This is a genomic window from Rhizobium sp. Root491 (genome assembly GCF_001427205.1).
In the GTDB taxonomy this organism is placed as follows: domain Bacteria; phylum Pseudomonadota; class Alphaproteobacteria; order Rhizobiales; family Rhizobiaceae; genus Agrobacterium; species Agrobacterium tumefaciens.
In genome coordinates this window covers 248,774-273,378 of record NZ_LMFF01000016.1, presented here as the reverse complement: position 1 = coordinate 273,378, position 24,605 = coordinate 248,774, and the positions used below count along the sequence as shown (strand labels likewise).

Annotated in this window: 20 protein-coding genes and 1 tRNA gene; 10 read left to right on the top strand and 11 right to left on the bottom strand. The window is 58.5% G+C overall.

The window, feature by feature from the left end; genetic code table 11:
* Window positions 1-7 precede the first annotated feature (7 nt).
* Window positions 8-1,162 (top strand): DUF2336 domain-containing protein, encoded by a 1,155-nt coding sequence (locus tag ASD46_RS19780; RefSeq protein WP_035198346.1) that lies wholly within the window; start codon window positions 8-10, stop codon window positions 1,160-1,162.
* A gap of 3 nt (window positions 1,163-1,165) precedes the next feature.
* Here the strand turns inward: ASD46_RS19780 and ASD46_RS19775 are convergent, their stop codons facing one another.
* Window positions 1,166-1,600: a hypothetical protein gene (locus tag ASD46_RS19775; RefSeq protein WP_025593664.1), complete on the bottom strand. Its 435-nt coding sequence runs from the start codon at window positions 1,598-1,600 to the stop codon at window positions 1,166-1,168.
* Between the two features lie 107 nt (window positions 1,601-1,707).
* On the opposite strand from ASD46_RS19775, the gene ASD46_RS19770 reads away from it, so the two are divergent.
* Entirely contained in the window at window positions 1,708-2,163 is a 456-nt protein-coding gene (locus tag ASD46_RS19770; protein ID WP_025593662.1) for a GNAT family N-acetyltransferase, read from the top strand.
* 154 nt (window positions 2,164-2,317) lie between these two features.
* Here ASD46_RS19770 and ASD46_RS19765 read toward each other — a convergent pair whose 3' ends face one another.
* Entirely contained in the window at window positions 2,318-3,556 is a 1,239-nt protein-coding gene (locus tag ASD46_RS19765; protein ID WP_003515654.1) for an AI-2E family transporter, read from the bottom strand.
* Window positions 3,557-3,785: 229 nt separating this feature from the next.
* Between ASD46_RS19765 and ASD46_RS19760 the strand changes: the two genes are divergently transcribed.
* Window positions 3,786-5,519, top strand: a complete 1,734-nt coding sequence (locus ASD46_RS19760) for an ABC transporter ATP-binding protein (protein WP_025593660.1) — start codon at window positions 3,786-3,788, stop codon at window positions 5,517-5,519.
* Between the two features lie 22 nt (window positions 5,520-5,541).
* Here the strand turns inward: ASD46_RS19760 and ASD46_RS19755 are convergent, their stop codons facing one another.
* Window positions 5,542-5,766 (bottom strand): hypothetical protein, encoded by a 225-nt coding sequence (locus tag ASD46_RS19755; protein ID WP_013636298.1) that lies wholly within the window; start codon window positions 5,764-5,766, stop codon window positions 5,542-5,544.
* Window positions 5,767-6,164: 398 nt separating this feature from the next.
* Between ASD46_RS19755 and ASD46_RS19750 the strand changes: the two genes are divergently transcribed.
* Window positions 6,165-7,490, top strand: a complete 1,326-nt coding sequence (locus ASD46_RS19750) for an Nramp family divalent metal transporter (protein ID WP_025593657.1) — start codon at window positions 6,165-6,167, stop codon at window positions 7,488-7,490.
* Window positions 7,491-7,498: 8 nt separating this feature from the next.
* On the opposite strand, the gene ASD46_RS19745 is transcribed toward ASD46_RS19750, so the two are convergent.
* The 6 genes from ASD46_RS19745 to ASD46_RS19720 form a co-directional block, all read right to left on the bottom strand.
* Window positions 7,499-7,786, bottom strand: coding sequence for a helix-turn-helix domain-containing protein (locus tag ASD46_RS19745; RefSeq protein WP_051376942.1), 288 nt, complete (start codon window positions 7,784-7,786; stop codon window positions 7,499-7,501).
* A gap of 134 nt (window positions 7,787-7,920) precedes the next feature.
* Window positions 7,921-8,574 (bottom strand): hypothetical protein, encoded by a 654-nt coding sequence (locus ASD46_RS19740; protein ID WP_143238563.1) that lies wholly within the window; start codon window positions 8,572-8,574, stop codon window positions 7,921-7,923.
* 582 nt (window positions 8,575-9,156) lie between these two features.
* Window positions 9,157-12,975, bottom strand: coding sequence for a vitamin B12-dependent ribonucleotide reductase (locus tag ASD46_RS19735; RefSeq protein ID WP_060642569.1), 3,819 nt, complete (start codon window positions 12,973-12,975; stop codon window positions 9,157-9,159).
* A 677-nt stretch (window positions 12,976-13,652) separates the two neighbouring features.
* The gene (gene gpt, locus ASD46_RS19730; RefSeq protein ID WP_003515641.1) at window positions 13,653-14,150 is read right to left on the bottom strand and encodes a xanthine phosphoribosyltransferase; all 498 of its coding nucleotides are present in this window, start codon (window positions 14,148-14,150) and stop codon (window positions 13,653-13,655) included.
* 113 nt (window positions 14,151-14,263) lie between these two features.
* Window positions 14,264-15,109: a universal stress protein gene (locus ASD46_RS19725; protein WP_003515639.1), complete on the bottom strand. Its 846-nt coding sequence runs from the start codon at window positions 15,107-15,109 to the stop codon at window positions 14,264-14,266.
* Window positions 15,110-15,196: 87 nt separating this feature from the next.
* Window positions 15,197-15,988 (bottom strand): competence/damage-inducible protein A, encoded by a 792-nt coding sequence (locus ASD46_RS19720; protein ID WP_013636292.1) that lies wholly within the window; start codon window positions 15,986-15,988, stop codon window positions 15,197-15,199.
* Window positions 15,989-16,265: 277 nt separating this feature from the next.
* Here ASD46_RS19720 and wrbA point away from each other — a divergent pair, with 277 nt between their 5' ends.
* Window positions 16,266-16,865, top strand: coding sequence for an NAD(P)H:quinone oxidoreductase type IV (wrbA, locus tag ASD46_RS19715; RefSeq protein ID WP_019566148.1), 600 nt, complete (start codon window positions 16,266-16,268; stop codon window positions 16,863-16,865).
* A 509-nt stretch (window positions 16,866-17,374) separates the two neighbouring features.
* Here wrbA and ASD46_RS19705 read toward each other — a convergent pair.
* Together ASD46_RS19705 and ASD46_RS19700 are read right to left on the bottom strand one after the other, a co-directional pair.
* Window positions 17,375-17,620: a DUF982 domain-containing protein gene (locus ASD46_RS19705; protein WP_003515635.1), complete on the bottom strand. Its 246-nt coding sequence runs from the start codon at window positions 17,618-17,620 to the stop codon at window positions 17,375-17,377.
* Window positions 17,621-17,703: 83 nt separating this feature from the next.
* Window positions 17,704-17,985, bottom strand: a complete 282-nt coding sequence (locus ASD46_RS19700; RefSeq protein ID WP_025593647.1) for a hypothetical protein — start codon at window positions 17,983-17,985, stop codon at window positions 17,704-17,706.
* Between the two features lie 698 nt (window positions 17,986-18,683).
* Here ASD46_RS19700 and ASD46_RS26655 point away from each other — a divergent pair.
* The 5 genes from ASD46_RS26655 to ASD46_RS19680 all read left to right on the top strand — a co-directional run bounded on the left by ASD46_RS26655 (window position 18,684) and on the right by ASD46_RS19680 (window position 24,419).
* Entirely contained in the window at window positions 18,684-18,836 is a 153-nt protein-coding gene (locus tag ASD46_RS26655) for a DUF3309 family protein (RefSeq protein WP_003515628.1), read from the top strand.
* Window positions 18,837-19,076: 240 nt separating this feature from the next.
* Window positions 19,077-19,150 (top strand) — tRNA-Cys (locus tag ASD46_RS19695).
* A 245-nt stretch (window positions 19,151-19,395) separates the two neighbouring features.
* Window positions 19,396-20,067 (top strand): protein-L-isoaspartate O-methyltransferase family protein, encoded by a 672-nt coding sequence (locus tag ASD46_RS19690; protein ID WP_003515626.1) that lies wholly within the window; start codon window positions 19,396-19,398, stop codon window positions 20,065-20,067.
* A 355-nt stretch (window positions 20,068-20,422) separates the two neighbouring features.
* Window positions 20,423-21,382, top strand: a complete 960-nt coding sequence (gene popZ / locus ASD46_RS19685) for a cell division protein PopZ (protein ID WP_013636287.1) — start codon at window positions 20,423-20,425, stop codon at window positions 21,380-21,382.
* A gap of 193 nt (window positions 21,383-21,575) precedes the next feature.
* Window positions 21,576-24,419, top strand: coding sequence for a valine--tRNA ligase (locus ASD46_RS19680; RefSeq protein ID WP_003515623.1), 2,844 nt, complete (start codon window positions 21,576-21,578; stop codon window positions 24,417-24,419).
* Window positions 24,420-24,605 lie beyond the last annotated feature (186 nt).

Here is a 24,605-nt window from a genome sequence, read left to right as displayed (position 1 = left end):
GTTGCGAATGTGTTTCGAGGCTCAGGTGATCGTACAGGCATTTCTTCGCTGGTCTGAAAAGGCTGGATCGACCGAGCGGGCGAAGGCCGCCAATGCGCTTGGCCGTGCCTATCTGCATTCAGACATGGCGCGGGAGAACCGTGACGCCGCCTATATGGCGATGACCTATCTTCTTGACGACCCATCTCCGCGCGTGCGGCTGGCACTTGCCGAGGCGCTGGCGGATGATCCCGATGCGCCGCGCGCCATTCTCGTTTCGCTTGCCGAAGACCAGCCGGAGATTGCCTGCACCGTGATTGCCCGCTCGCCGGTTCTTGGCGAGGCCGATCTGGTCGATCTCGCCGGGCGCGGTGAAAGCCTAACACGCGCCTTCATTGCGGCAAGGCGGGGCCTGCCGCGCGGTGTCTGCGCAGCACTTGCCGAAGTCGGTGATCTGCCGGAAACGATGATCCTTCTAGAGAACGACGACGCCTTCATCACACCGTTTTCGCTGCGCCGCATTGCCGAGCGGCATGGCTGCAACGCCGACATTCGCGACCTGCTGCTGTGCCGAGAGGTGCTGCCCGCCGATACCCGCCATCTTCTGATGGCGCGCGTCAGCGAGGCCCTGGCAGGTTCGGCGCTGGTTCATGCCCTGATCGCGCGCAACCGCGCCGACAGTATTTTCCGCGAAGCGGAAGATTCCGCCACCATCCTCATCGCCGCCAATGTTTCGTCGCCGGAGTTGCCGGCGCTGGTGGAGCATCTGCGGCAAAGGCTGGAACTGACACCGGCGCTTCTCATCCATGCCGTCTGTTCGGGCAGGCTGGAGTTTTTCACGGCGGCGATGGTCAATCTCTCAGGTCTCGACGACCGCAAGGTGCGCGCCATTCTGGCGACCGGACGGCCGCACGCGCTGAAGGCGCTGTTCCAGTCCGTCGGTCTTTTGGGCGATGTGGTTGATGTCTTCATTGAGGCGACGCTGATGTGGCGCCGCGCCGCCCGATCGCATCTGTCGCAGGCCGCAGCCTCTGTATCGGCCGAACTTCTTGCGCATTTCAGCAGCGTCGATGGTTCCGAAACGCTTTTCGAACTCTTGCACGCCGTGCGTAAACTGACCATTGCCGAGGAGCGGCAGAAAGCGCGGCACTATGCGGAAGCGCTGACGGTCGAGGCTGCCTGAGGCCTACTTCTCGAACCGCTTGGCAATCCACGAATAGCTGTTTTCCACCATTCTGACCGGCGTTCCGAGCAGGTGCTTCACGCCTTCAGTGGAAGGCAGGATGCGGCTGACGCGGCTGATCGCCTGTTTTGTCAGGCTCTCTTCTTCCTTTTGCGTGACCTGTGCCGATGGCTCCTCTGTTCCGGCCGGGGCCGTGGCGGCGGGAGGCTGCGTTGCGGGCGCGTTGCCCGCAGTCTGGGGCGTCTGCTCGCCCGGTGTCTGGCACACGGCCACCACGACCGGGTAGGACGCATTTGCGAAACGTTCCAGCTCTTCCTCCGACACGGCGTCGCATAGTTCGATGCTCGTCCAGCGCTGCTGCGAGGTGGCGAGGTAATGGCAATCGGTGGCGGTGTCGTCACAGCCTAGGAAGGTCATGAGAACGAGGGCTGTTTTCATGGTGTGTGTTGCCTCTGTCGGGAATTATGCTCTAAAAACTCATCTATCTCGATTGCAGTGACATTACGACGAAATACGCATTTTTTTGAGAGAAAGCAGGCATCGCATTGGCCCCCGAAATCAAGCTTGAAACACCCCGGCAGGAAGCGGTTCTGCGCCTTATCGATCTGTCTAACGTCTATATGGCATCGCTTTATCCCGCCGAAAGCAATCATCTGGTCGATATCGGCCAGCTGGAAAAGGACAATGTCTCCTTTTTCGTGGCGCGGCATGATGGCCGTGTCGTTGGCTGCGGCGCGCTGGTGGAGGCGGGTGACGGTACGGCGGAGGTCAAGCGCATGTTCGTCGATCCGGAGGCGAGGGGATTGCGGATCGGCAAGCTGATCATGGATACGCTCATTGCGCGCGGCGCCGAGCTTGGGCTTACCGCCATCCGGCTTGAAACCGGCATCAGCCAGCCGGAGGCGATCGGTCTTTACCGCAAGGCGGGGTTTGTCGAGATAGAGGCGTTTGCGCCTTATAAGCCGGACCCGCTCAGCCTGTTCATGGAGAAGACGCTTTAAAGGCGAGGCGGGCGCTATCGGCGCGCTTTGCAGAACACTCGATGCCGCCCTTGGCGATGTCATCCTCGGCGTCGTGCCGGGGATCTGCCGACGTCTGGTAACATCGTTGGGTTGCAGATGCCAGGGACAGGCCCGAGCATGACGAAGACGAGGTTTAAGACGCTGCTTTTCGGAACGCCGTCGCTTCGTTGCTATCCTCTTCACGCGCAACGATGTCGTCGAGCGGGTCATTTTCAGCTGTAGGGGTCGGCGGAACGTCGACGGTGGCGCCAGTGGAGATTTCCACCTCTCGCACCCATTCCCGCCAGATTGCTACCAGCAGCGCCATCAGCACCGGGCCGATGAAGAGGCCGAGGAAGCCCATGGTCTTGACGCCGCCGACGAGGCCGAAAAAGGTCGGCAGGAAAGGCAGCTTGATCGGGCCGCCGACGAGTTTCGGACGGATGGTCTTGTCGACGATGAAAAGCTCTACCGAACCCCAGATGAATAGCCCCAGGCCATAAGCGGGAGAGCCGCTGGCGACCAGATAGATCGATACGAGAGTGAAAGAGAGCGGCGCGCCGCCCGGGATGAGCGCCATGACACCGGTGAGCACGCCGAGTGTGACGGGCGAGGGGACGCCGGCAATCCAGTAGGCGATGCCGAGGATTATGCCTTCGCCGATGGCGATCAATGTCATGCCGGTGACGGTGGAGCTGATGGTGGCTGGCACGACGCGGGAAATGCGCTCCCACCGCGTCGGCAGGATGCGTTCTCCCACAAGATCGACCTGATGGGAGAAGCCGGCACCGTTGCGATAGACAAAGAACAGCGCGATCAACATGAACAGCAGGGTCAGCACGAGGTGGAACGCGCCGTTGCCCGCGGCGAGGATCGCCCGGTAGATATTGCCGATATTGGCACCGCTGACGAGCTGGATCACTTCGCCGATCGCACCCGGTGTGCCGATATATTTCACCCACTGCTCGCCGAGCCAGGAGCCTACGCCGGGCAGCGCCGCGATCCAGTCTGGCACGGGTGCGCCCACCTTGTTGACATGCACCGCCCAGCCGAACCATTCGCGGATTTCGCTGGCCGTATAGGAAGCGGCGATGAAAATCGGCACCACGAGGAAGGTGAGGATGAGGATGATGGCGATGGAGGCGCCGAGCGTGGTGTTGCCGCCCACCTGCCGCAGAAGCCGCGTATAGACCGGCCAGCTGGCGAAGCCGATGACAAGGGCGGCCAGAACCGGAACGAGAAAGCCGTGGAAGAAGTAGATGCCCGCAAGGGCGACGAGAACCAGCAGCCAGCGCGCAGCCGATATTGGCGGGATCAGGGCGATCCGCGTCGGGCTGGCAGGACCAAGCCATCTCGGTTCGCCACTGGGCTTACGGCTGTCAATATTACTCACGGCAGGCTCTTTCTCGCATTCTCCCCGAAGGGTGCATTCACTCTGTCACACCAATACATATAAGTGCAATATAGCCGTATCACATTACCGTTGTGTGTTTATCGCTCAGCCTATTGAACGATTTTGGTAAAAATAGAACATCGGTCTTGGCGCGCGCATTGAAATATGACAATTGAACTCCGTTTTTATTGCGGCCTCCGCTTGCCGCGCCCGCTCTTCAGGTCACGCCATGCTGCGCCGTTTCTTCGCCTATTACCGTCCCTATCGCGGTCTGTTCATTCTCGATTTTTCCTGCGCGGTGCTGTCGGGCGTGCTCGAACTCGGCTTTCCGATGGCGGTGAAGGCCTTTGTGGACGTGCTGCTGCCGGGTGGCGAATGGGGCATCATCCTTGCCGCCTCCGTCGGGTTGCTCGTCATCTATGTGCTGAATACTGGGTTGATGGCGACCGTCACCTATTGGGGACATATGCTCGGCATCAATATCGAGACCGACATGCGGCGTCTGGCTTTCGATCACCTGCAGAAGCTGTCCTTCCGTTATTTCGACAACCAGAAGACCGGCCATCTGGTCGGGCGGCTGACGAAGGATCTGGAAGAGATCGGCGAGGTGGCCCATCACGGCCCCGAGGATCTGTTCATCGCCATCATGACCTTCATCGGCGCATTCCTGCTGATGCTGTCGGTCAATGTGCCGCTGGCACTTGTCACCGCCGCCGTCGTGCCTGTCACCGCCTGGGTGACGAGCCGTTACGGTGGCCGAATGACGCAGAACTTTCGCGCGCTCTATGGTCGGGTAGGCGATTTCAACGCCCGTATCGAGGAAAATGTCGGTGGCATGCGGGTGGTGCAGGCTTTTGCCAATGAGGACCACGAGCGCGCGCTGTTTGAGAAGGACAACCAGAAATACCGCCGCACGAAGCTGGATGCCTACAAGATCATGGCGGCCAGCACTTCGCTCAGCTACATGAGCATGCGGCTGACGCAGATGATCGTGATGATCTGCGGCGCCTGGTTCGTGCTGCATGGCGGCCTGACGGAAGGCGGCTTCGTTGGCTTCCTGCTTCTGGTCGGCGTGTTTTTCCGCCCGGTGGAAAAGATCAACTCGGTCATCGAGACCTATCCGAAGGGCATTGCCGGTTTTCGCCGCTTTACCGAGCTTCTGGACACGGCGCCGGATATCGTCGACGCACCGGATGCGATCGAGGCACCGGCGCTTTCCGGCGCCATTGAATATCGCCATGTCGGTTTCGGTTATGCCGAGGGCAAGCAGGTTCTCGACAATATCGACCTGAAGATCAATGCGGGCGAGACGGTGGCCTTCGTCGGGCCTTCGGGGGCGGGCAAAACGACGCTTTGCTCTCTGCTGCCGCGCTTTTATGATGTCACCAGCGGTTCGATCACCATTGACGGCATCGATATCCGCAAGATGAAGCTTGCCTCGCTGCGCAACCAGATCGGAATCGTGCAGCAGGATGTGTTCCTGTTTGGCGGCACGATCCGCGAGAATATCGAATATGGCCGGCTCGGCGCTTCCGATGTCGAAATCATGGATGCGGCGCGGCGTGCCCGGCTCGATGGCGTCATCGAAGCGATGCCGATGGGGCTTGACACCGTCATCGGTGAGCGTGGCGTGAAACTTTCCGGTGGTCAGAAACAGCGTCTTGCCATTGCGCGCATGTTCCTCAAGAACCCGCCTATCCTCATTCTCGACGAGGCGACCTCGGCGCTGGATACCGAAACCGAGCGGGCCATCCAGCAATCGCTGACGGAGCTTGCCAAGGGCCGCACAACGCTCGTCATCGCCCACCGGCTGGCAACGATCCGCGATGCGTCACGCATCGTGGTAGTAGACCAGACGGGTATTGCCGAAACCGGCGCCCATGCCGAGCTTCTGGCCGCCAAGGGCCATTATAGCCGCCTGCATGAGGCGCAGTTCAGCGGGCATCTTCAGGGTCTGAGTTAAGCGGCGCATCTTGCGCCGCATATCAGGCGTTCTCCGCTGCGTTTTCCTCGATGATGCCGGTATTCGGCTCGGGCTTGCCGGGATGGCTGGTGACGAGATAACCCATGGCGACAGCGGCGGCGACGATGACGAGCAGCACCACGCCGCTGATGGTCATCAGCCAGTCGCGCGGCCTTCGCTGCGCCATGATATATTTCGGCCACCGGTAAGGCTGGTTCGCCACGCTGAATTTATTGCCGTCTCGCATGAACTTCCCCGGACTATTGTCGCTTCGTGACAGACAAACGCGGGCATGCACGCGGCAGTTCCGCAATGGCGGGGCAGAGGCGATGACAACGCCGTGAGGTTTCGCGGTAGGATTGGCCGTGGGTCCCCCTTGTTCGCTGGTCACTACGCGACGGAGAAGAGTCTTTTCAGCCCAGAGACTTTGGCTTGCTGGCTTCCGGCTTAAGGCTGGAATGACGGAGGAGGGGTATCATTTCACTAAATCCATGACGCGCTGCGCCGGTGGTTGCGTTCAGGCCGAATGTTACTGCGGCGTCTCGCGCCGGCACACAGCTTCGAAACTCCGCTTGCCAGTCCACACCCTTTTATGCGAATGATTTGCAATTGCATTAATTCAATTTCCATTTGAAAGTTCGCAAGATGGACAAGCCTGTCTTTGGATGGCGGCGGAATGGCGACGATCTCTCGCTGTCCGACGTTCACAGCTCGATCAAGATAAGCCCGAATGCCGGTACGTTTCGCCGGGCGATGGCGTTCTTCGGACCCGGATATCTCGTCGCGGTCGGTTACATGGACCCCGGCAACTGGGCAACGTCGCTCGCCGGCGGTTCCAAGTTTGGCTACACGCTGCTGACGGTGGCGTTGATATCGAACATCATGGCCGTCGTTCTACAGGCGCTCTGTGCCCGTCTGGCGATTGCTTCCGGGCGCGATCTGGCGCAGGCCTGTCGCGATGCCTATCCGAAACCGGTGGCGATTGTGCTCTGGCTGCTGGCCGAAATCGCAATCATCGCGACCGATATTGCCGAGGTCATCGGCACGGCGATCGGCCTCAACCTGATTTTCGGCATTCCGCTCGAACTTGGCGTCCTCATCACGGCGCTTGACGTGTTCCTGATCCTTTATCTGCAAAGGCTTGGCTTCCGCTGGGTGGAGGCGCTTGTCATCACGCTTCTCGGCGTCATCGCGGTGTGTTTCGCCATTCAGCTGGCGCTGGCCGATCCCGACTGGAGCCAGGTGATTCGTGGTTTTGCGCCGACGACGGAGATCGTCACCAACCCCGAGATGCTCTATCTGGCGCTTGGCATTCTGGGCGCGACGGTGATGCCGCATAATCTCTATTTGCATTCAGGGATCGTGCAGACGCGCGCCATCGGCGAGACGCTGGCCGAAAAACGCGAGGCGCTCAAATTCGCGACACTCGATTCAACCATCGCCCTGACGTTTGCTCTCGTCATCAATGCCGCGATCCTCATCCTTGCAGCGGCGACCTTCAACAAAACGGGTCAGACGAATGTTGCCGAACTGGGTGAAGCGCATAGTCTGCTCGCGCCGCTGCTTGGCCTTGCGATTGCGCCGACGCTGTTCGGGGTGGCGCTTTTGTGCTGCGGCATCAATTCCACCGTTACGGCAACGCTTGCGGGCCAGATCGTGATGGAAGGCTTCCTCAAGATGCGGCTTGCCCCGTGGCTGCGCCGCCTCATCACCCGAGGCATCGCCATCATCCCCGCCGCCGGCGTCACCATCGCCTTCGGCGAAAGCGGCACGTCTCAACTGCTGATACTGACGCAGGTGGTCTTAAGCCTGCAACTTTCTTTCGCCGTCTTCCCGCTGGTCATGTTCACCGCCGACCGCGCCAAGATGGGCGAACTGTGCGCCCCGCGATGGCTCTCGGCGTTTGCATGGTTCATCGCCATCGTCATCGCCGCGCTGAACGTCAAATTGCTGTTTGATTTTGTGGGGTGAGGGACGCGTCAGGCCGCGCCTTTCCGAAGCGCGGCCGCCGTTCCCTCGGGATAGACGGCGATGACTTTCAGATAGGCGCGGGCCGGTTGATCCGGTTCGCTGCGGCCCTGCTCCCAATCGCGCAGGGTGCCGAGCGGAATATGGTAACGGGCGGAAAACTCCTCCTGCGTCAGCCTCAGCGCCCGGCGGATGATCTTGATACGCGGCATTCTGGGGGCAGAGGCAAGCTGTTCGGAGGAAAGCGGCGGATTGTCGGGATCGGCAAGCGCATTGGCCTCCGCCTCTTCGTCGGTCATGGCGTGGAGGTGGACCCAGTCGGTTTGATCGGTGTTTCCCACTCTTTCGCTATCTACGCTTGCTCGTATTGTATTGTCTTTTCACGTCGAGAAAATGAATTGTTTCATTTGGTTCGAAGTTGTCGCAGCATGAGTTAACCGAGGTATGCCAACATCAATTTTACAATTTTTTGAGCAGTAGTTTTCGCAAGCTCACCCATCACACTACTTGTAAAATTAGTTGCAATCCATCTAAGTGGCTGAATAATTATGCTATTTATTTGATTTTTTGAGACTTTTAGCGATTTTAAGCTCGATAATCCAATCCTCAAGGAGGTCAGAATTCCTCTTTTTTGTTCCGAATCTTTCGCCTCGAGTTCATTGTTTTTTTCTATTTCATCGATGGTTAGATTCAGGCCCTCTATAGCCTCCTCAAGCTCTTCTCCCTCTTCTAGCTCAATTTCTGTCCAACCGCTTTTTTCTGTACGTTCTTCCTCTGTCCAGAAAAGACCATTCATTCCGGCGATTTCATCCAAAGATAAGTCACCTTGAGCGAGAAAGTAGGCGATGTCAGACGCACTGTTGCGAAGAGATTTTTCTACAAATTGTATGCCTGCTGAAGTAATTCTATAGCGCCACTCAGAGCGCTTTGTTCCAGACCGATGAACTAGAGCCTTATCGCTATATCTGGGGCCATAAAGCTCATCTAACGCGGAGCTGATGAGGTTGCGCGACACAGGTACCGAAAATATCGATTTTATCTCGTCTACCGAAAATGCCTCAGTATCACTGTCGTTGACGTGCTGCACATAGAGCTTTGCGAGCACACATCGTGCTAACGGTATTAAGCGATACGGAACATTCTGAAACATATATATTGGCTACCGTTTCACAACAAAAAAAGCAGCAGCTATGCGCTGCTGCTATCTGAATTTAAGAGTTTTCAGTGTCGCGACCGTCGGGCTCCGTTGCGACCCCTTTAAACTTTCCCTCTGATTGCTTCACTTCCATGAAGTGTCCTGTACGCTCATCCCGCTTTTGGTAATGGCCGTCGGGGCGTTCAAATTGAGTGCGTCCCGTTACCGAACCACGTCTGAAGTTATCACCAGTATTTCGCGCCATGTTTTTTCTCCAATGGCTTAAAATGCCGATGCTACCTCGACTCTGATCCTCAAATATCCCATTATGACCATGCTAACAGCTAAGGGATATGAGTCTTTTCGCCCCGCGTGGGGTTCGGCTTTTTCGCGGTATACAAGCCGGGACCATAGTGTCCCGGCTTTTGTATTTCTGAACTTCAAATCACAAATATGATTCTCGTTTTGTTCCCTTTAAAAATCCAGCCCGACGAAATCGCCGGGCTGTAAATTTCTTGGTTATCCACCGATATCTCAGCTGCAACCGCTCGTCGCACCGCAAGTATCGCACTTCTCGCAGGTGCCGTTGCGCACCATCGTGAAGTTCTGGCATTCCGAGCACATGTTGCCGGTATAGCCTTGCGCGATCGAGCGCATGCGGCGTTCGTTTTCCTTCTTCTTGGCTTCCGCCTTGGCCGATGCCGCGTCGGCGGCGGCCTTGTCGGAGAAGAGGGCGGTGGCGGTCTGCTTGGCTTCCTGGACCACATCGTCGATTACCTCTTCGGCAATCTCTTCCGCCAGTTCCTTGGCGCGTTCTTCATAATCGCGCTTGAAGGAGACGATTTCCGAGGTGGAGATCGCGACTGTCGGTTCCAGCTTGCGGGCGGCTGAGCCTGCAAAGGAAGTGATGTTGGCCGAGGCGCGGGCGGGGGCTGCCGTTGCCGAGCCCTTGGGTTCGGAAGCAGCACGTTCGCCTTCGTTGTTGGAAACCAGCGTCGGCTTGTAACCGCGTGTCCAGCCGGTGGAGAGCAGATTGGTCTTGCCTTCCTGGATACCCTTGCCGAGTGCGGTATTGGAGAAGTCAGACGTATCGACATGAGCAAGGTCGTGGCGGCCGAGATAGGAGACGGCGAGTTCGCGGAACACGTAGTCGAGGATCGACGTGGCGTTCTTGATCGCGTCGTTGCCCTGCACCATGCCGGCCGGCTCGAACTTGGTGAAGGTGAAGGCCTCCACATATTCTTCCAGCGGCACGCCATATTGCAGGCCAAGCGAAATGGCGATGGCGAAGTTGTTCATCATCGCACGGAAGGCAGCGCCTTCCTTGTGCATGTCGATGAAGATTTCGCCGATGCGGCCGTCACCGAATTCGCCGGTGCGCAGATAGACCTTGTGACCGCCGACCGTTGCCTTCTGGGTGTAACCCTGACGGCGGTTCGGCAGCTTTTCACGCTCGCGCGATACCCGCTCGATGACGCGCTCGACGATCTTTTCGGTGATCGTCACGGCCTGCTGGGCGAGCGGCTGCTGGATCAGTTCTTCAACGAAGTCTTCGTCGTCCTCATCTTCCACCAGCGAAGCGTTGAGCGGCTGGGAAAGCTTGGAGCCATCGCGGTAAAGGGCGTTGGCCTTGAGCGCCAGCTTCCAGGACAGCATGTAGGCTGCGCCGCAATCTTCCACTGTTGCATCATTCGGCATGTTGATCGTCTTGGAGATCGCACCCGAAATGAACGGCTGTGCTGCCGCCATCATGCGGATATGCGATTCGACCGAGAGATAACGCTTGCCGATCTTGCCGCAGGGGTTGGCGCAATCGAATACGGCCAAGTGCTCGTTCTTGAGGAACGGTGCGCCTTCCAGTGTCATCGCACCGCAGACGTGCACGTTGGCCGCTTCGATGTCCTTTTTGCTGAAGCCGAGGTGCTCCAGCAGGTTGAAGCTCATATCGGACAACTGCTCGTCGGAAACCTTGAGCGTGCCCTTGAGGAAATCGGCGCCCAGCGTCCACTGGTTGAAGACGAACTTGATGTCGAAGGCGCTTTTCAGCGCGCCGTTGACGGCTTCGATCTTCTCATCGGTGAAGCCCTTGGCCTTCAGCGACGAGGGATTGATGGCAGGTGCCTGGTTGAGATTGCCGTGGCCAACGGCATAGGCTTCGATTTCGGCGATCTGGCTTTCCGAATAACCGAGCGAACGCAGGGATTCCGGCACGGCGCGGTTGATGATCTTGAAGTAGCCGCCGCCGGCAAGCTTCTTGAATTTCACCAGCGCGAAGTCCGGCTCGATGCCGGTCGTGTCGCAATCCATCACGAGACCGATCGTACCTGTCGGCGCGATAACGGTGGTCTGGGCGTTGCGGTAGCCGTGCTTTTCGCCAAGCTCCAGCGCCTTGTCCCAGGCGGCGGTAGCGTGGGCGACAAGGTCCTGATCCGTGCAATCGGAATGGATGAGGGCAACCGGGTTCACCGACAGGCCTTCATAACCGTAGGAAAGGCCGTGGGCGGCGCGGCGGTGGTTGCGGATGACGCGCAGCATGTTGTCGCGGTTCGGCGCAAAGCCCGGGAAGGGGCCAAGCTCGCCGGCCATTTCAGCCGAGGTGGCATAGGAAACGCCGGTCATGATGGCGGTCAGCGCACCGGCGATGGCGCGGCCTTCGTCGCTGTCATAGGGAATGCCCGAGGACATCAGCAGGCCGCCGATATTGGCGTAACCGAGGCCGAGCGTGCGGTATTCGTAGGAGCGTTCGGCAATCTGGCGTGAGGGGAACTGCGCCATCATGACCGAGACTTCGAGAACGACGGTCCACAGGCGAACCGCATGCTCGTAGTCGGCGATGTCGATGCGCTTCGTTGCCTGATCCTTGAACTGAAGCAGGTTCAGCGAAGCAAGGTTGCAGGCCGTGTCGTCGAGGAACATATATTCCGAGCACGGGTTGGAAGCACGGATCGGGCCTTCGGCCGGCGAGGTGTGCCAGTCGTTCATGGTGGTGTTGAAGTGCAGGCCGGGGTCGGCCGATGCCCAGGCGGCGTGGGAGATCTTTTCCCATAGGTCGCGGGCCTTCAGCGTCTTCATGACCTTGCCGTCCTTTCGGGCGGTCAGGTTCCAGTCACCGTCGTTTTCAACAGCGCGCAGGAAGTCATCCTTCAGCGATACGGAGTTGTTGGAATTCTGGCCTGAAACCGTGAGGTAGGCTTCGGAATCCCAATCCGTGTCGTAGGTCTTGAACTGGATGTCCTTGTAACCCTGCTGCGCGAACTGGATGACGCGCTTGACGTAGTTTTCCGGCACCATGTCCTTCTTGGCAGCGCGGATTTCGCGCTTCAGGGCAGGGTTCTTGGCCGGGTCGAAGCAATCGCCGTTATCTGCCTCGCAATTGACGCAGGCCTTCATGATTGCCTTGAGGTGCTTGGCAACGATCTTGGAACCGGTGACGAGAGCGGCAACCTTCTGCTCCTCGTTCACCTTCCAGTCGATATAGGCTTCGATATCGGGATGGTCGGCATCAACGACGACCATCTTGGCCGCACGGCGGGTGGTGCCGCCGGACTTGATTGCGCCGGCTGCCCGGTCGCCGATCTTGAGGAAGCTCATCAGGCCGGAGGACTTGCCGCCGCCGGAAAGCTTTTCGCCTTCGCCGCGCAGGTAGGAGAAGTTGGAGCCGGTGCCGGAACCGTATTTGAACAGGCGCGCTTCACGCACCCACAGGTCCATGATGCCGCCTTCGTTGACCAGATCGTCTTCGACAGACTGGATGAAGCAGGCATGCGGCTGCGGATGTTCATAAGAGGACTTGGACTTGGTCAGCTTGCCGGTGAAGGGGTCGACGTAGAAGTGGCCCTGGCCCGGGCCGTCGATGCCATAGGCCCAGTGCAGGCCGGTGTTGAACCACTGCGGGCTGTTGGGGGCTACACGCTGGGTCGCCAGCATATAGGCAAGCTCGTCGCGGAAGGCGAGTGCGTCTTCCTCGGTGGAGAAATATTTGCCCTTCCAGCCCCAGTAGGTCCAGGTGCCGGCAAGGCGGTCGAAAACCTGACGCGCATCGGTTTCGGAGCCATAACGCTCACCCTCGGGGAGGTCCTTCATGGCCTTCTCATCGGCAACCGAACGCCACAGGAAGGAAGGAACATCGTTTTCCTCAACCTTCTTAAGCACCTTCGGCACGCCGGCCTTGCGGAAGTATTTCTGCGCCAGAACGTCGGTCGCGACCTGGCTGAACTGCGCGGGAACGTCGATATCCGCCAGACGGAACACGATGGAACCGTCCGGGTTCTTGATTTCACTGACGGCCTTGCGGAATTCGATTTCCGCATAAGACGATTGGCCGGGCTTCGTGAAGCGGCGTTCGATGCGCATGGTTTCGTGTCCTCGTCCATTGGGCGCCCGGCAAAGGGCGCAAAAATTCGTTCCAGCCGTGCGAACTATGCGCGCAGCCGGTTTTTGCCGATCTGTAAGGGATGTTCATCCTTGGATGTGATCCCTGTATCTCGTGGCTTATTCGGCTGCAAGAGTCATGTGAGTACTAAATATAGTATCAACAGCTTCCTGCCGCCAGTCCCCGCGTCATGTTTTTGGCGGTATCCGCAAGGCACGCAAAATCCACCGGCGAACCGCCCCCTGATGGTCGGGACGCCCCTTCTGGACTTGCGAACTGAGATTGAAAGGAACCGGCCTCGTTACTTTCCGGTCCGTTGCCGCCGCAACATAACTGTCACTTTCCTCCTGCGGCATAGATTCGTCAAGCCATAGATTGAAACCGTTTTTTAACCACAAGATATTGTGTGCAGTGCCTGTGGAAAACGGGGATAGCAAAAGCGTTCAAAAAAATCAGTGACTTGGCGTGAGACTTTGAAGCTTGCGCGAGGCAGGTTTCCGCAGCGGAAAGCGAAAACCCCGCATTTCCGGGGTGCGGCATAAAGGCGACACTGCGGTTTTTCCGTGTTTTTTTGCCGTTACCAAAAAAGCATTTCCACACAAAAAAACCGCCCCGAAGGGACGGCTTTTCAGGCATGGTTTTGGGTTGCGACAGGCGATCAGCCGCGCGATCCCTTGGCGATCGGTTCCTGATAGGTGAAGCCCATGTCCCAGGGGAAATAAATCCAGGTGTCCTGGCTGACCTCGGTGACAAAGGTGTCAATGGTCGGCACGCCCTTCGGCTTGGCGTAAACGCAGGCAAAATGCGCCTTCGGCAACATTTCGCGCACTTCCAGTGCGGTCTTGCCGGTGTCGGTCAGATCGTCAACGACGAGCACGCCTTCGCCGCCGTCGGACATCAGCTCCGGCGCCACGCCCTTCAGGAGAACCGTGTCGCCTTGGTTGACGTAATCGTGGCGGGTGGCGATGCAGACCGTATCGATCAGGCGGATGTTCAGCTCGCGGGAAATGATCGCTGCCGGCACGAGACCGCCGCGGGTGATACAGACGATCGCCCGGAACTCCCGGCCAAGGCCGGCAAGACGCCACGCAAGCGCGCGGGCGTCGCGGTGAAACTGATCCCAGGTTACGGGAAAGGCTTTATCGGGAAGGGACATGTCGTCTACCATCTGGTCAAAATTGTCGATGGCTTTGGCTAATAGCCGCAAGACCTGCAAAAAGGCAAGCATTGCGCGCAGGCTCTTGCGGCTTCATCCACGGCTACCGGTGTTTAACGCGACAAAAGCGTCATCGCCGTCATGGAATCGAGCAGCGTGCGCGTCACGCCGCCGAACAGGAGTTCCCACCAGCGGGAATGGCCGTAGGCGCCCATGACCAGAAGGTCGATGCTGTGGTCTGACAGCCGGTTTTCGATGGCCGCCTGCGGCGAGATGCCGGCGATTTTTTCCTGCGAGGTTACCGTGACGTTGACGCCGTGGCGGGCGAGTGTTGCGGCCAGTTCGGTTCCGGCAAGTCCAGACGATTGCGTTTCGCTCTCGGCCTGATCGACGGAGAAAATCTCGACGCTCTCGGCTGCAATCAGGAAGGGCAGGGCATCGAAGGTGGCGCGTGTTGCCTCGCGGGAGCCGTTCCAGGCGATCAGTACACGCTTGACCGGTTTGGCAACCGTCAGCACATGCGGAACGAGAAGAACAGGGCGGCCGCTTTCATGGAGAAAGCCGTCTATATCCGAGCGGCTGTCGGAGAGTGCGGAGGAGTTGCTCTGGCGGGCGACGATGAGATCGGCGCAGCGCGCGCTATCGATTGCCGATGACGAGGCGTAACCCACTGAGGTTACAAAGCTGCGCCACTCATGCGAGATGCCATTGGCAGACAGCGTGTGTTCGAAGAGGTTTCCAACATCCGTGGTTTCCTTGTGCGCCACGTCCTGAAGCACCTGAACGGTAGCGGGGTCGGGAATTTCCATCGGCGCGACGAGCGGAACGGCGGCCAGCGTTTCCATGTGCAGGCCAATCACATGCGAGGAAAACTGGTTGGCAAGACTTACCACGAAATCGCCGAGCTTTTGCGTGTTCTCCACATTGTCGATCACTGCCAGTATCGTTTTGTAACCCATTTTTTAGCTCCTCGGTGACGCGTCGTTTTTGGGAGAGTGGCTGCCTTTGCCGGGTGCCACCTTGATTTTGGTCAATCCGCTTCCGTCTCAGGCGGTTGCATCGCCCTTGCTGGCCGACAGTGTTTTTTCCTGACCAATGGTTTCGATCATCGTCGCCACTGCATCCGCCGCCGCTTTCAGGACGGTGGCATCACGGGCGCGCACGACGATCTCCGTCGAAAAGCGTTGTCCGTCATATTTCGGGTAGGAGCCGATGCTGGTTTCCGGGTGCGCTTTCTGGATTGCGGTCAGCGGCGTGCCGATGTCACCTTCGCCATAGGGAGAGCGCACCGACTGCGACATAACTTTCGCGCCGGTACGCAGCGTTGGCATGACATTGTCCAGCATGGCCTGAAACACCTGCGGAACGCCGGCCATGACGTGGACGTTGCCGATGACGAAGCCGGGGGCGACCGAGACGGGATTGGCGATGTGGCTTGCCCCCCTTGGCATGCGGGCCATGCGCTTGCGCGCTTCGGTGAATTCCATCTCGCGCACACGGTACATGTCACCCAATATCCGCAAAGCCTCGGCATCGTGCTCGCAGGGCAGGCCGAAAGCCACGGATACCGCATCAGCGGTGATGTCGTCATGGGTCGGGCCGATGCCGCCGGAGGTGAAGACATAATCATAGCGGGCGCGCAGCGCATTCAGCGCTTCGACGATTGCGTGCTCCTCGTCGGCGACGATGCGCACTTCCTTCAGATCTATTCCGGACATGGTGAGCACATCCGCGAGGTGCCCGATATTCTTGTCCTTGGTGCGTCCCGACAGCAATTCGTCGCCGATGGCGAGCATGGCGGCGGTCACGACGGATGGGGTGGGTGAGGGATTGGACATGGGGGTACTCGTCAGCTGTTTTGTCCGACGTTAGTCCGCCGCCCGGTGAATGCAAAGCGGTTTTGAAAAAATGTCTATCTGTGAAAGGTTGACGTTCCGGCGTTTCGTTCACTGATTGCGAACAGTGCGTATGCGGATGCACCGCTGGTGTGCGACCGGCCTCTGGGCTACCTTTGCATCACATGCTTGTAATGGGTCATCACTAATGATCATCGCGTTCTTAAAAAGGCTTCTGGCTGGTACGCCTGAGACGATTAACCCTAAGGATACAAAGAAAATGACAAAAGTTCTGGTGCTTTATTATTCATCTTACGGCCATATCGAGACGATGGCATATGCCGTTGCCGAAGGCGTGAAGTCTGCCGGCGCGGAAGTTGTCGTCAAGCGCGTTCCGGAACTGGTTCCTGAGGAAGTCGCCAAATCCTCGCACTTCAAGCTCGATCAGGCTGCCCCCATCGCGACTGTTGACGAACTGGCAGAATACGATGCCATCATCGTCGGCGCCGGCACCCGCTTCGGCACGGTTGCCTCACAGATGCGCAATTTCTGGGACCAGACCGGCGGTCTGTGGTTCGGCGGCAAGCTTGTCGGCAAGGTCGGCTCTGCCTTCACCTCGTCGGCCACGCAGCACGGCGGTCAGGAATCGACCATCCTTGGTTTCCTCCCCACCTTCCTGCACCACGGCATGGCCGTTGTCGGTCTGCCCTATGCCTTCCAGGGCCAGATGGGCGTCGATGAAATCAAGGGCGGCTCGCCTTATGGCGCCTCCACCATCACCGATGGCGACGGCTCGCGTCAGCCTTCCGCTATCGAACTGGAAGCCGCACGCTACCAAGGCGCACATGTCGCCAAGCTGGCCGCCAAGCTTTCTGCTTGAGCCTGCATTGCTGGAAAAAGAAATGCGGCCCGAAAGGCCGCATTTTCTTACTCCGGCATCTAACGTCGCCGGTACCGCAGGGAATGATTTTTAAGGCGGGTCAGATCGGCAGGTTGACCATGAAAAGGCAGCTTGCAATCACGACGCCGAGCATGGAAATTTCGAGAAAACCATTCAATCCGTCACGCATTTCAATCCTCCTTGTTGATCGAAGAGAGAACGGAAAAGATTTATCGCGGTTCCATAACAGCAGAATGAAATTTAGGAAATTTTAATGCCCTGCCGCTCCGCCACAATACGGAGTGGACATCGGTGCTTCAGCCGGTAACGACGAAGGCGACCACGAGGTGGCCGAGAAGGCCGATGGCGAGGCAGGAGAGGAGAAATATGAACAGGGCTTTTTTCATGTTTCCAGAAGCTTCCATCTGTTTTTACCCTTTAAACCTGTTGTCCTGACTTGTTTAGCCTCAGGACGCCATTTTAATTCTCGACCATGGGTCTTGATGCCGTCAGGCCTTGATGTCGAGGCCAGCCTCGATTGCGGCGGCGATGAAGGCCTTGCGCGCATCTTCCGGCTTTTTCCTGCCGGCATCGACGGCGGCGCAGACCAGCAACGCCGCGTCCAACGCATCGCCGTCCTCTATCGGCCAATCCTCGATCATGGCCCAGGACGCCGCCTGCGTGGTCTCGATGCTCGTATAGTCGCCCGGCGTTTCGAACGCGATCAGGACGGGTTTTTGCCAGCGCGTGTTCATCGCTCATCCGTATTGGTTGTCGTGCCCGGCTCTAAACCAAGCGGGCAGGATGCGCAATTGGTTTCGGTTGGCTTGCGGTGCAGTCAGTCGTCGCGTCCGAACAGCCAATCGCGAATGATGCGGCGGTCTATGAGTTCGAGCGAGCGATCGGGCGCAATGCGATAGGTTTCCACCGCCCTTGTGCTGCCGTCGATGCGGAACTCGTGGCTGAAGGTGCTGCCGATCGGCGATTTCGTCAGCTTGGTGCGCGGCTGGCCCTTATAGGTGATGCTGCCGGGGATCGGTTCGACATAAGCGGCCGGGCCTGAGGTCGCGCAGCCCGCAAGCGTAAGCGCGATTGCGGCCAATGATACGAGCGTTTTCATCCTGTCCTCCGAAGTGCGTCTGCGAAAACGATATGGAGGCGCAACGGTTCCCCGCGAGTGATAAAGGGCAGAGCTATTCGCACCTGCTACTTGCGTCTCGGATTTTGAGTGTCGCGCGCGACCCAGCGAAAGAAAGCGTAGACGAGCAGGCCGAAGATGAAAAGCGGGATGAGGTTCGCAAAACCGGACATATGATTCTCATTTCTCCCTCCCGATCCGGGGTCTAACCGGAGAGAAAGAGGCAAGGCAAGCGTGGCGTGCAGCGCCGCAGGTAAAATGTCCGTGTGCCTGTTTGGGGAACGGTATGCGTGCGGCGGGAAGATCGCCGGAGAAGAAGGAAACAGGTGAGACCTGGCGCACTGCCAGTGATACCAGGTCTCCCAGTCCCCCGCCAGTTTCAGGGAACGGGTGACTTGATTTAGTATGACGAACGGTACGCGATATACATAGACCGAGAAATTACCTCGAATAAATCGCTACCTTGGTCGATCACCCCGGGGGCGGAGCGTGGTGCGTAGCCAATCGCAGCCGCCGTGCGCGCGCACGACCCGCCGCGTTGTCCGCAAATGCCGTTTAACCCGTTGAATCGGCTGGAGATGAATTCTCGGCCCACGCCATAAGCGGATGGAGGAAACGGAACTTTTTGCATGTTTGGTCATTAAATACAGCGCATACCTATTATTCATGGAGGGCTAAACATGATCGGCACCATTCTCGTTATCCTCATCATTCTTTTCCTGATCGGTGCTTTGCCAAGCTGGGGTTACCACAATTACGGTTATGGTCCCTCGGGTGGCCTCGGACTGGTTCTGGTCATCGTCCTCGTTCTTGTTCTGCTGGGTCGCATCTGATCGATCCGCATTGAAGATGCAGCGACTGACCGCACCCGCGCAAAGCGCCGGCTGCGGGCATTGTTTCTTCTGGAATATGAGTGAGATACAAAAAATGTCGGAATCCGAAGGGCTTAGGACGTGGACGATTGCCCTTTGTCCATCGGATCGGAAAAAACAGCACATTCGGAACGAACCCTCTTGCGCGCATAATGGATTCGTTCTAAATGCCCGCCATCGCTCGAATTCATGAGCGTGTGAGGCCTCGTGGCGGAGTGGTGACGCAGAGGACTGCAAATCCTTGTACCCCGGTTCAATTCCGGGCGAGGCCTCCAAAAACTTCACCGAATAGAACCTGTTTTTTCGAACCTTTGGCTAACCTTGCGGTCATCGGCTGCTCTTGCCGTTCTAAAAAATCCCGGCCATTTCTCTTTTTCCAGCACTTAGGGCTCACCGCGCTTGAAAGCGCAGGCTTGGGCAATTATGAGATTGTTTAAAGGCGAGGGGAGACCCGTGCCGTTTTGAGCTTTTGGGGCCGAGGCTTCCCGACCGGCATCCGCGAAATTGAGGCGATAACGATATGATGGATTTCGAAACCGCACGCGCCAATATGGTCGACAGCCAGTTGCGCACGACCGACGTGACGTCGCATTCTGTGCTGAAGGCGTTTTTGAGCGTGCCGCGCGAAGCTTTCGTGCCGGCGGGTGTGCGGCAGATTGCCTATGTGGACGAGGATCTGCAGATCTGTCCCGCCCGGGATGGTCGCCCGGCCCGTTACGTCATGAAGGCCTCGCCGCTGGCGAAGCTTTTGCAGCTTGCGGCGGTGACCAAGGAAGACGTGGTGCTGGAAGTCGGTGGCGGCGCCGGTTATACCGCGGCCATCCTGTCCCAGCTCGCCGGTTCGGTGGTTTCGCTCGAATGCGACGAAACGCTGGCGGCTGAGGCGACTGAGACGCTGGCCTCGCTCGGATATGACAATGTTGCTGTTGTCACCGGCGATCTCGAAAAGGGTTATGCGGGCGAAGCACCCTATGACCTGATTTTCATCAACGGCTCTGTCGAGGAAGTGCCGGCGGCACTGACCGACCAGCTGCGCGATGGCGGACGTCTGGTTGTCGTTGTCGGATACGGTAACGCTGCCAAGGCAACCGTTTACCGTCGCGATGGCAACAGCACCTCGGCTGCAACCTCTTTCAACGCGTCGATCAAGCCTCTACCCGGTTTTGCCAAGGCGGCCGAATTCGTTTTCTGATCTTTAAAAGCGATCATTGTTCTGGACGCCGGGGTGGACTTTCCGCCCCGGCGTTTGTTTTTGCGGGTGCCGCACCGGCAGACCCGCTTCGCCCACCCAATTGCCCCAAAAGACCATTCTCACAAAGCTGTGCATCACGGCGAAACTTGTCGAATCAGTGATTTAGTTCCTGACTATGCTGCCCTAGACTAAGGGTGATTCGGGGTGTGCGTATTTCTACCCCTTTTCAGGCCATCGGCCCGAAAACCGGAAGCGATTTTCGACAGGAACGGTGTGCAGATTTAAAATTTTGGAGCGTCCTTTGGGCGTCCGTATGGACGCAAGGCGGTCTAGAGAGTGGAAACCGGGGATTGATATGGCTCAGCCAAGCGTAGCGCGTGAACCGTCCATGGAAGAGATCTTGGCGTCCATACGCCGGATCATCGAAAGCAACGAGACCGGGCCTACCGGTGCGTTTTCCGGGCAGTTGCCGCCTGTCTATGACGACGAAGACGATGGCGCAGGCGAAGCGTCCTTCGTGACGGAGGCCATCAGCCCGCCGGCGCGCGTTCCCCCCGCCGCAAACCAGGCATTTGGCGCAAGGCCGGTGCAGGATTTTTCCGCGGCCTCCGAAAAACAGACACCAGAACAGCAGGAAATCTCGGCCGAGAAAAGCATGTCGCTTGCCGATGTCGCCGCCCGCGTTCGCGCTGCCGCCGACCGCAACGCTGCCATGGGGCCGCAGGCATTTGCCGCCCAGGCGCAGCGTGAGCCCGCGCAGGCAGCCCCGGCCGCTCATTCCTCCAGCGTACCGCAGCCTTCGGCTGCGCAACAGGTTGAACGCCCTGCGCCGCAGCGCCCGACGGATGTGCGGCCGCTGCTGGCGGCCGCTGCCGCGAGCACCAGTGAACAGCCGGCAGCTTTTGCCGCCGAGGATCGTGCTGCTGCTGCCGCTGTCGAGAGCGCAGCTTTCGAGAACCGCTTCGACCAGCTGACGCTGCGTGGCGCCATCGAAACGCCTGTAGCCCAGGATCATTTCGAGATTTCGGTGCAGGAACCTGCTGTCGAGATGCCGTCATTCGATCTGGCCGAACCCAAGGAAGAGGGCGGTTTGTCGCTCAACCTCATTTCCGAGGCTGCCGGTGCGCAGATCGCCCGTTCCTTCAGCGAACTTGCGGAAATTTTCGATGGCGTCGAACGACGCTCAATCGAGGATATGGCCGCCGAAATGCTGCGTCCGATGCTGCAGGACTGGCTGGAAGACAATCTGCCGACCCTGGTGGAGCGTCTCGTGCGTGAGGAAATCGAACGTGTGGCGCGCGGCTCGCGCCGCTAGGCTCTGTTCGTCCGCATCTTGTAACATGCGCGAGATAATGAAACAGAGGCCGCTCCGGCACCGGGGCGGCTTTTTTGTTGAAGATGAAGGCGCTATGGGGTCATAGTCGCTGACGGGTCGGTTTCTGTTGACTCTCGACCATCCATCCTTATTTAAAAAATCCACACAAGAACTCTAAAATTCAGGTCAGGAAATGCTCGAAAAGACCTACGATTCCGCATCCGTCGAACCGAAAATCGCCAAAGCCTGGGACGAGGCGAACGCTTTTCGTGCCGGCGCCAACGCCAAACCGGGCGCGGAAACCTTCACCATCGTCATCCCGCCGCCGAATGTCACCGGCTCCCTGCATATGGGCCATGCGCTCAACAACACGCTTCAGGACATATTAGTCCGCTTCGAGCGCATGCGCGGTAAGGACGTGTTGTGGCAGCCGGGCATGGACCATGCGGGCATCGCCACGCAGATGGTCGTCGAGCGCAAGCTGATGGAACAGCAGCTTCCGGGCCGCCGCGAAATGGGCCGTGAGGCCTTCGTGGACAAGGTCTGGGAATGGAAAGCCGAATCCGGCGGTTTGATCTTCAACCAGCTGAAGCGCCTCGGTGCGTCCTGCGACTGGTCGCGTGAGCGCTTCACCATGGATGAGGGTCTGTCCGAGGCCGTTCTCGAGGTGTTCGTCACCCTTTACAAGCAGAACCTGATCTACAAGGACAAGCGACTCGTCAACTGGGACCCGAAGCTGCAGACCGCGATTTCCGACATGGAAGTCGAGCAGCTGGAAGTGAAGGGCAACCTTTGGCACTTCCGTTATCCGCTGGAAAAGGGTGTGACCTATCAGCACCCGATCGCATTTGACGAGGAAGGCAAGCCCACCGAGTTCGAAACGCGTGATTACATCGTTGTTGCTACCACGCGGCCAGAAACCATGCTCGGCGATACCGGTGTTGCGGTGAACCCGGAAGACGAGCGCTACAAGGGCATCATTGGCAAGCATGTCATCCTGCCGATCGTTGGCCGCAAGATCCCGATCGTTGCCGATGACTATGCCGATCCGACGGCCGGAACTGGCGCCGTGAAGATCACGCCTGCGCACGACTTCAACGATTTCGAGGTCGGCAAGCGTTGCGGTCTGCGCGCCATCAACGTCATGAATATCGATGGGACGATCTCCATCAAGGAGAACGAGGATTTCCTCGAGGGCCTAAATCATCCGGCGGCGCTGCACGGCGCATGGGATCGTCTGGAAGGACAGGATCGTTTCTTCGCCCGCAAGGTCATCGTCGAAATCTTCGAGGAAGCCGGCCTGCTCGACAAGATCGAGCCGCACAAGCACGTCGTGCCGCATGGCGACCGTGGCGGCGTGCCGATCGAGCCGCGCCTCACAGACCAGTGGTGGGTGGACAACAAGACCCTGGCTCAGCCGGCCATTGCCTCGGTTCGCGAAGGCCGCACCAATTTCGTGCCTAAGAACTGGGAAAACACTTATTTTCAGTGGATGGAGAACATCCAGCCCTGGTGTATCTCGCGGCAATTGTGGTGGGGACACCAGATTCCGGCATGGTACGGCCCTGACGGGCAGGTCTTCGTTGAAAAGACCGAGGAAGAGGCGCTTCAGGCCGCTATCCAGCATTATATTGCCCATGAAGGTCCGTGGAAGGCCTGGGTCGAAGAGAAGCTTGAAAACTTCAAGCCGGGTGAAATTCTGACCCGTGACGAAGACGTTCTCGATACTTGGTTCTCATCGGCGCTGTGGCCGTTCTCGACGCTCGGCTGGCCGGAAAAGACACCGGAACTGGCGCGGTATTATCCGACCAACGTGCTTGTCACCGGTTTCGACATCATCCCGTTCTGGGTCGTCCGCATGATGCAGATGGGTCTGCATTTCATGAAGGACGATGCCGGCAATCCGGTCGAGCCGTTCAGCACCGTTTACATCCATGCGCTCGTTCGCGACAAGAACGGCCAGAAGATGTCCAAGTCCAAGGGCAACGTCATCGATCCCCTGGAACTGATCGACGAATACGGTGCGGATGCGCTGCGCTTCACGCTCGCCATCATGGCGGCGCAGGGTCGTGACGTGAAACTCGATCCGGCACGTATCGCCGGTTATCGCAACTTCGGCACGAAGCTCTGGAACGCCACGCGTTTTGCCGAAATGAACGGCGTAAAGCGCGATCCGCATTTCCTGGCCGAAACCGCATCGCTGACGATCAACCGTTGGATCCTGACCGAGCTTGCCAACACCGCGCGCGATGTGACGGCGGCTCTTGAGAACTTCCGGTTCAACGATGCATCCGGTATCCTCTACCGTTTCGTCTGGAACCAGTTCTGCGACTGGTACCTGGAACTGCTCAAGCCCGTGTTCGGTGGCGAGGATGAGGCGGCAAAGGCGGAATCGCAGGCCTGCGCGGCCTATGTTCTGGATGAGATCTACAAGCTCCTGCATCCCTTCATGCCTTTCATGACGGAAGAGCTGTGGGCGCATACGGCGGGCGAGGGCGAGGAGCGGGCTGATCTTCTCTGCCTTACCGACTGGCCGACTCCGGAATTCCGCGACGATGCCGCGGCTGCGGAAATCAACTGGCTGATCGATCTGGTTTCGGGCATCCGCTCGACGCGTGCCGAGATGAACGTGCCGCCGGGCGCCACCGCATCGCTGGTGGTGGTCGGTGCCAATACCTCGACAGAAGCGCGGCTGGACCGCCATGCCGCCGCTATCCGGCGCCTGGCGCGTGCCGATGAAATCCGTGGTGCCGATGTGGCGCCAAAAGGTTCCGCGCAGATCATCATCGGTGAGGCCACCGTCTGCCTGCCGCTCGGCAACCTCGTCGATCTCGCGGCCGAAAAGGCCCGTCTCGAAAAGGCGATCGGCAAGGTGGATGCGGAAATGGAACGCATCGACAAGAAGCTGTCGAACGAAAAATTCGTGGCCAATGCCGATCCGGAGGTTGTGGCCGCCGAGCGCGACCGCAAGGCGGAGCTGGAAGTTCAGCTGACAAGTCTTCGAACCGCCCTGCAGCGGGTCAGCGAAGCAGGATAAGGTTCCTGTTGCGTGTAAAATCAAAACGCCCCGTGAAAACGGGGCGTTTTGCGTTCTGTCAGGGCCGGCTCAATTCATTGCTGCGTTGCAATGGCGAATCATGCACTGCGTGACAGCGCGATTATTTCTGCCGCGAGGCGCACAAAACCGCGCAGGAAGACGAAAAAGATCAATAAAAACGGCCTG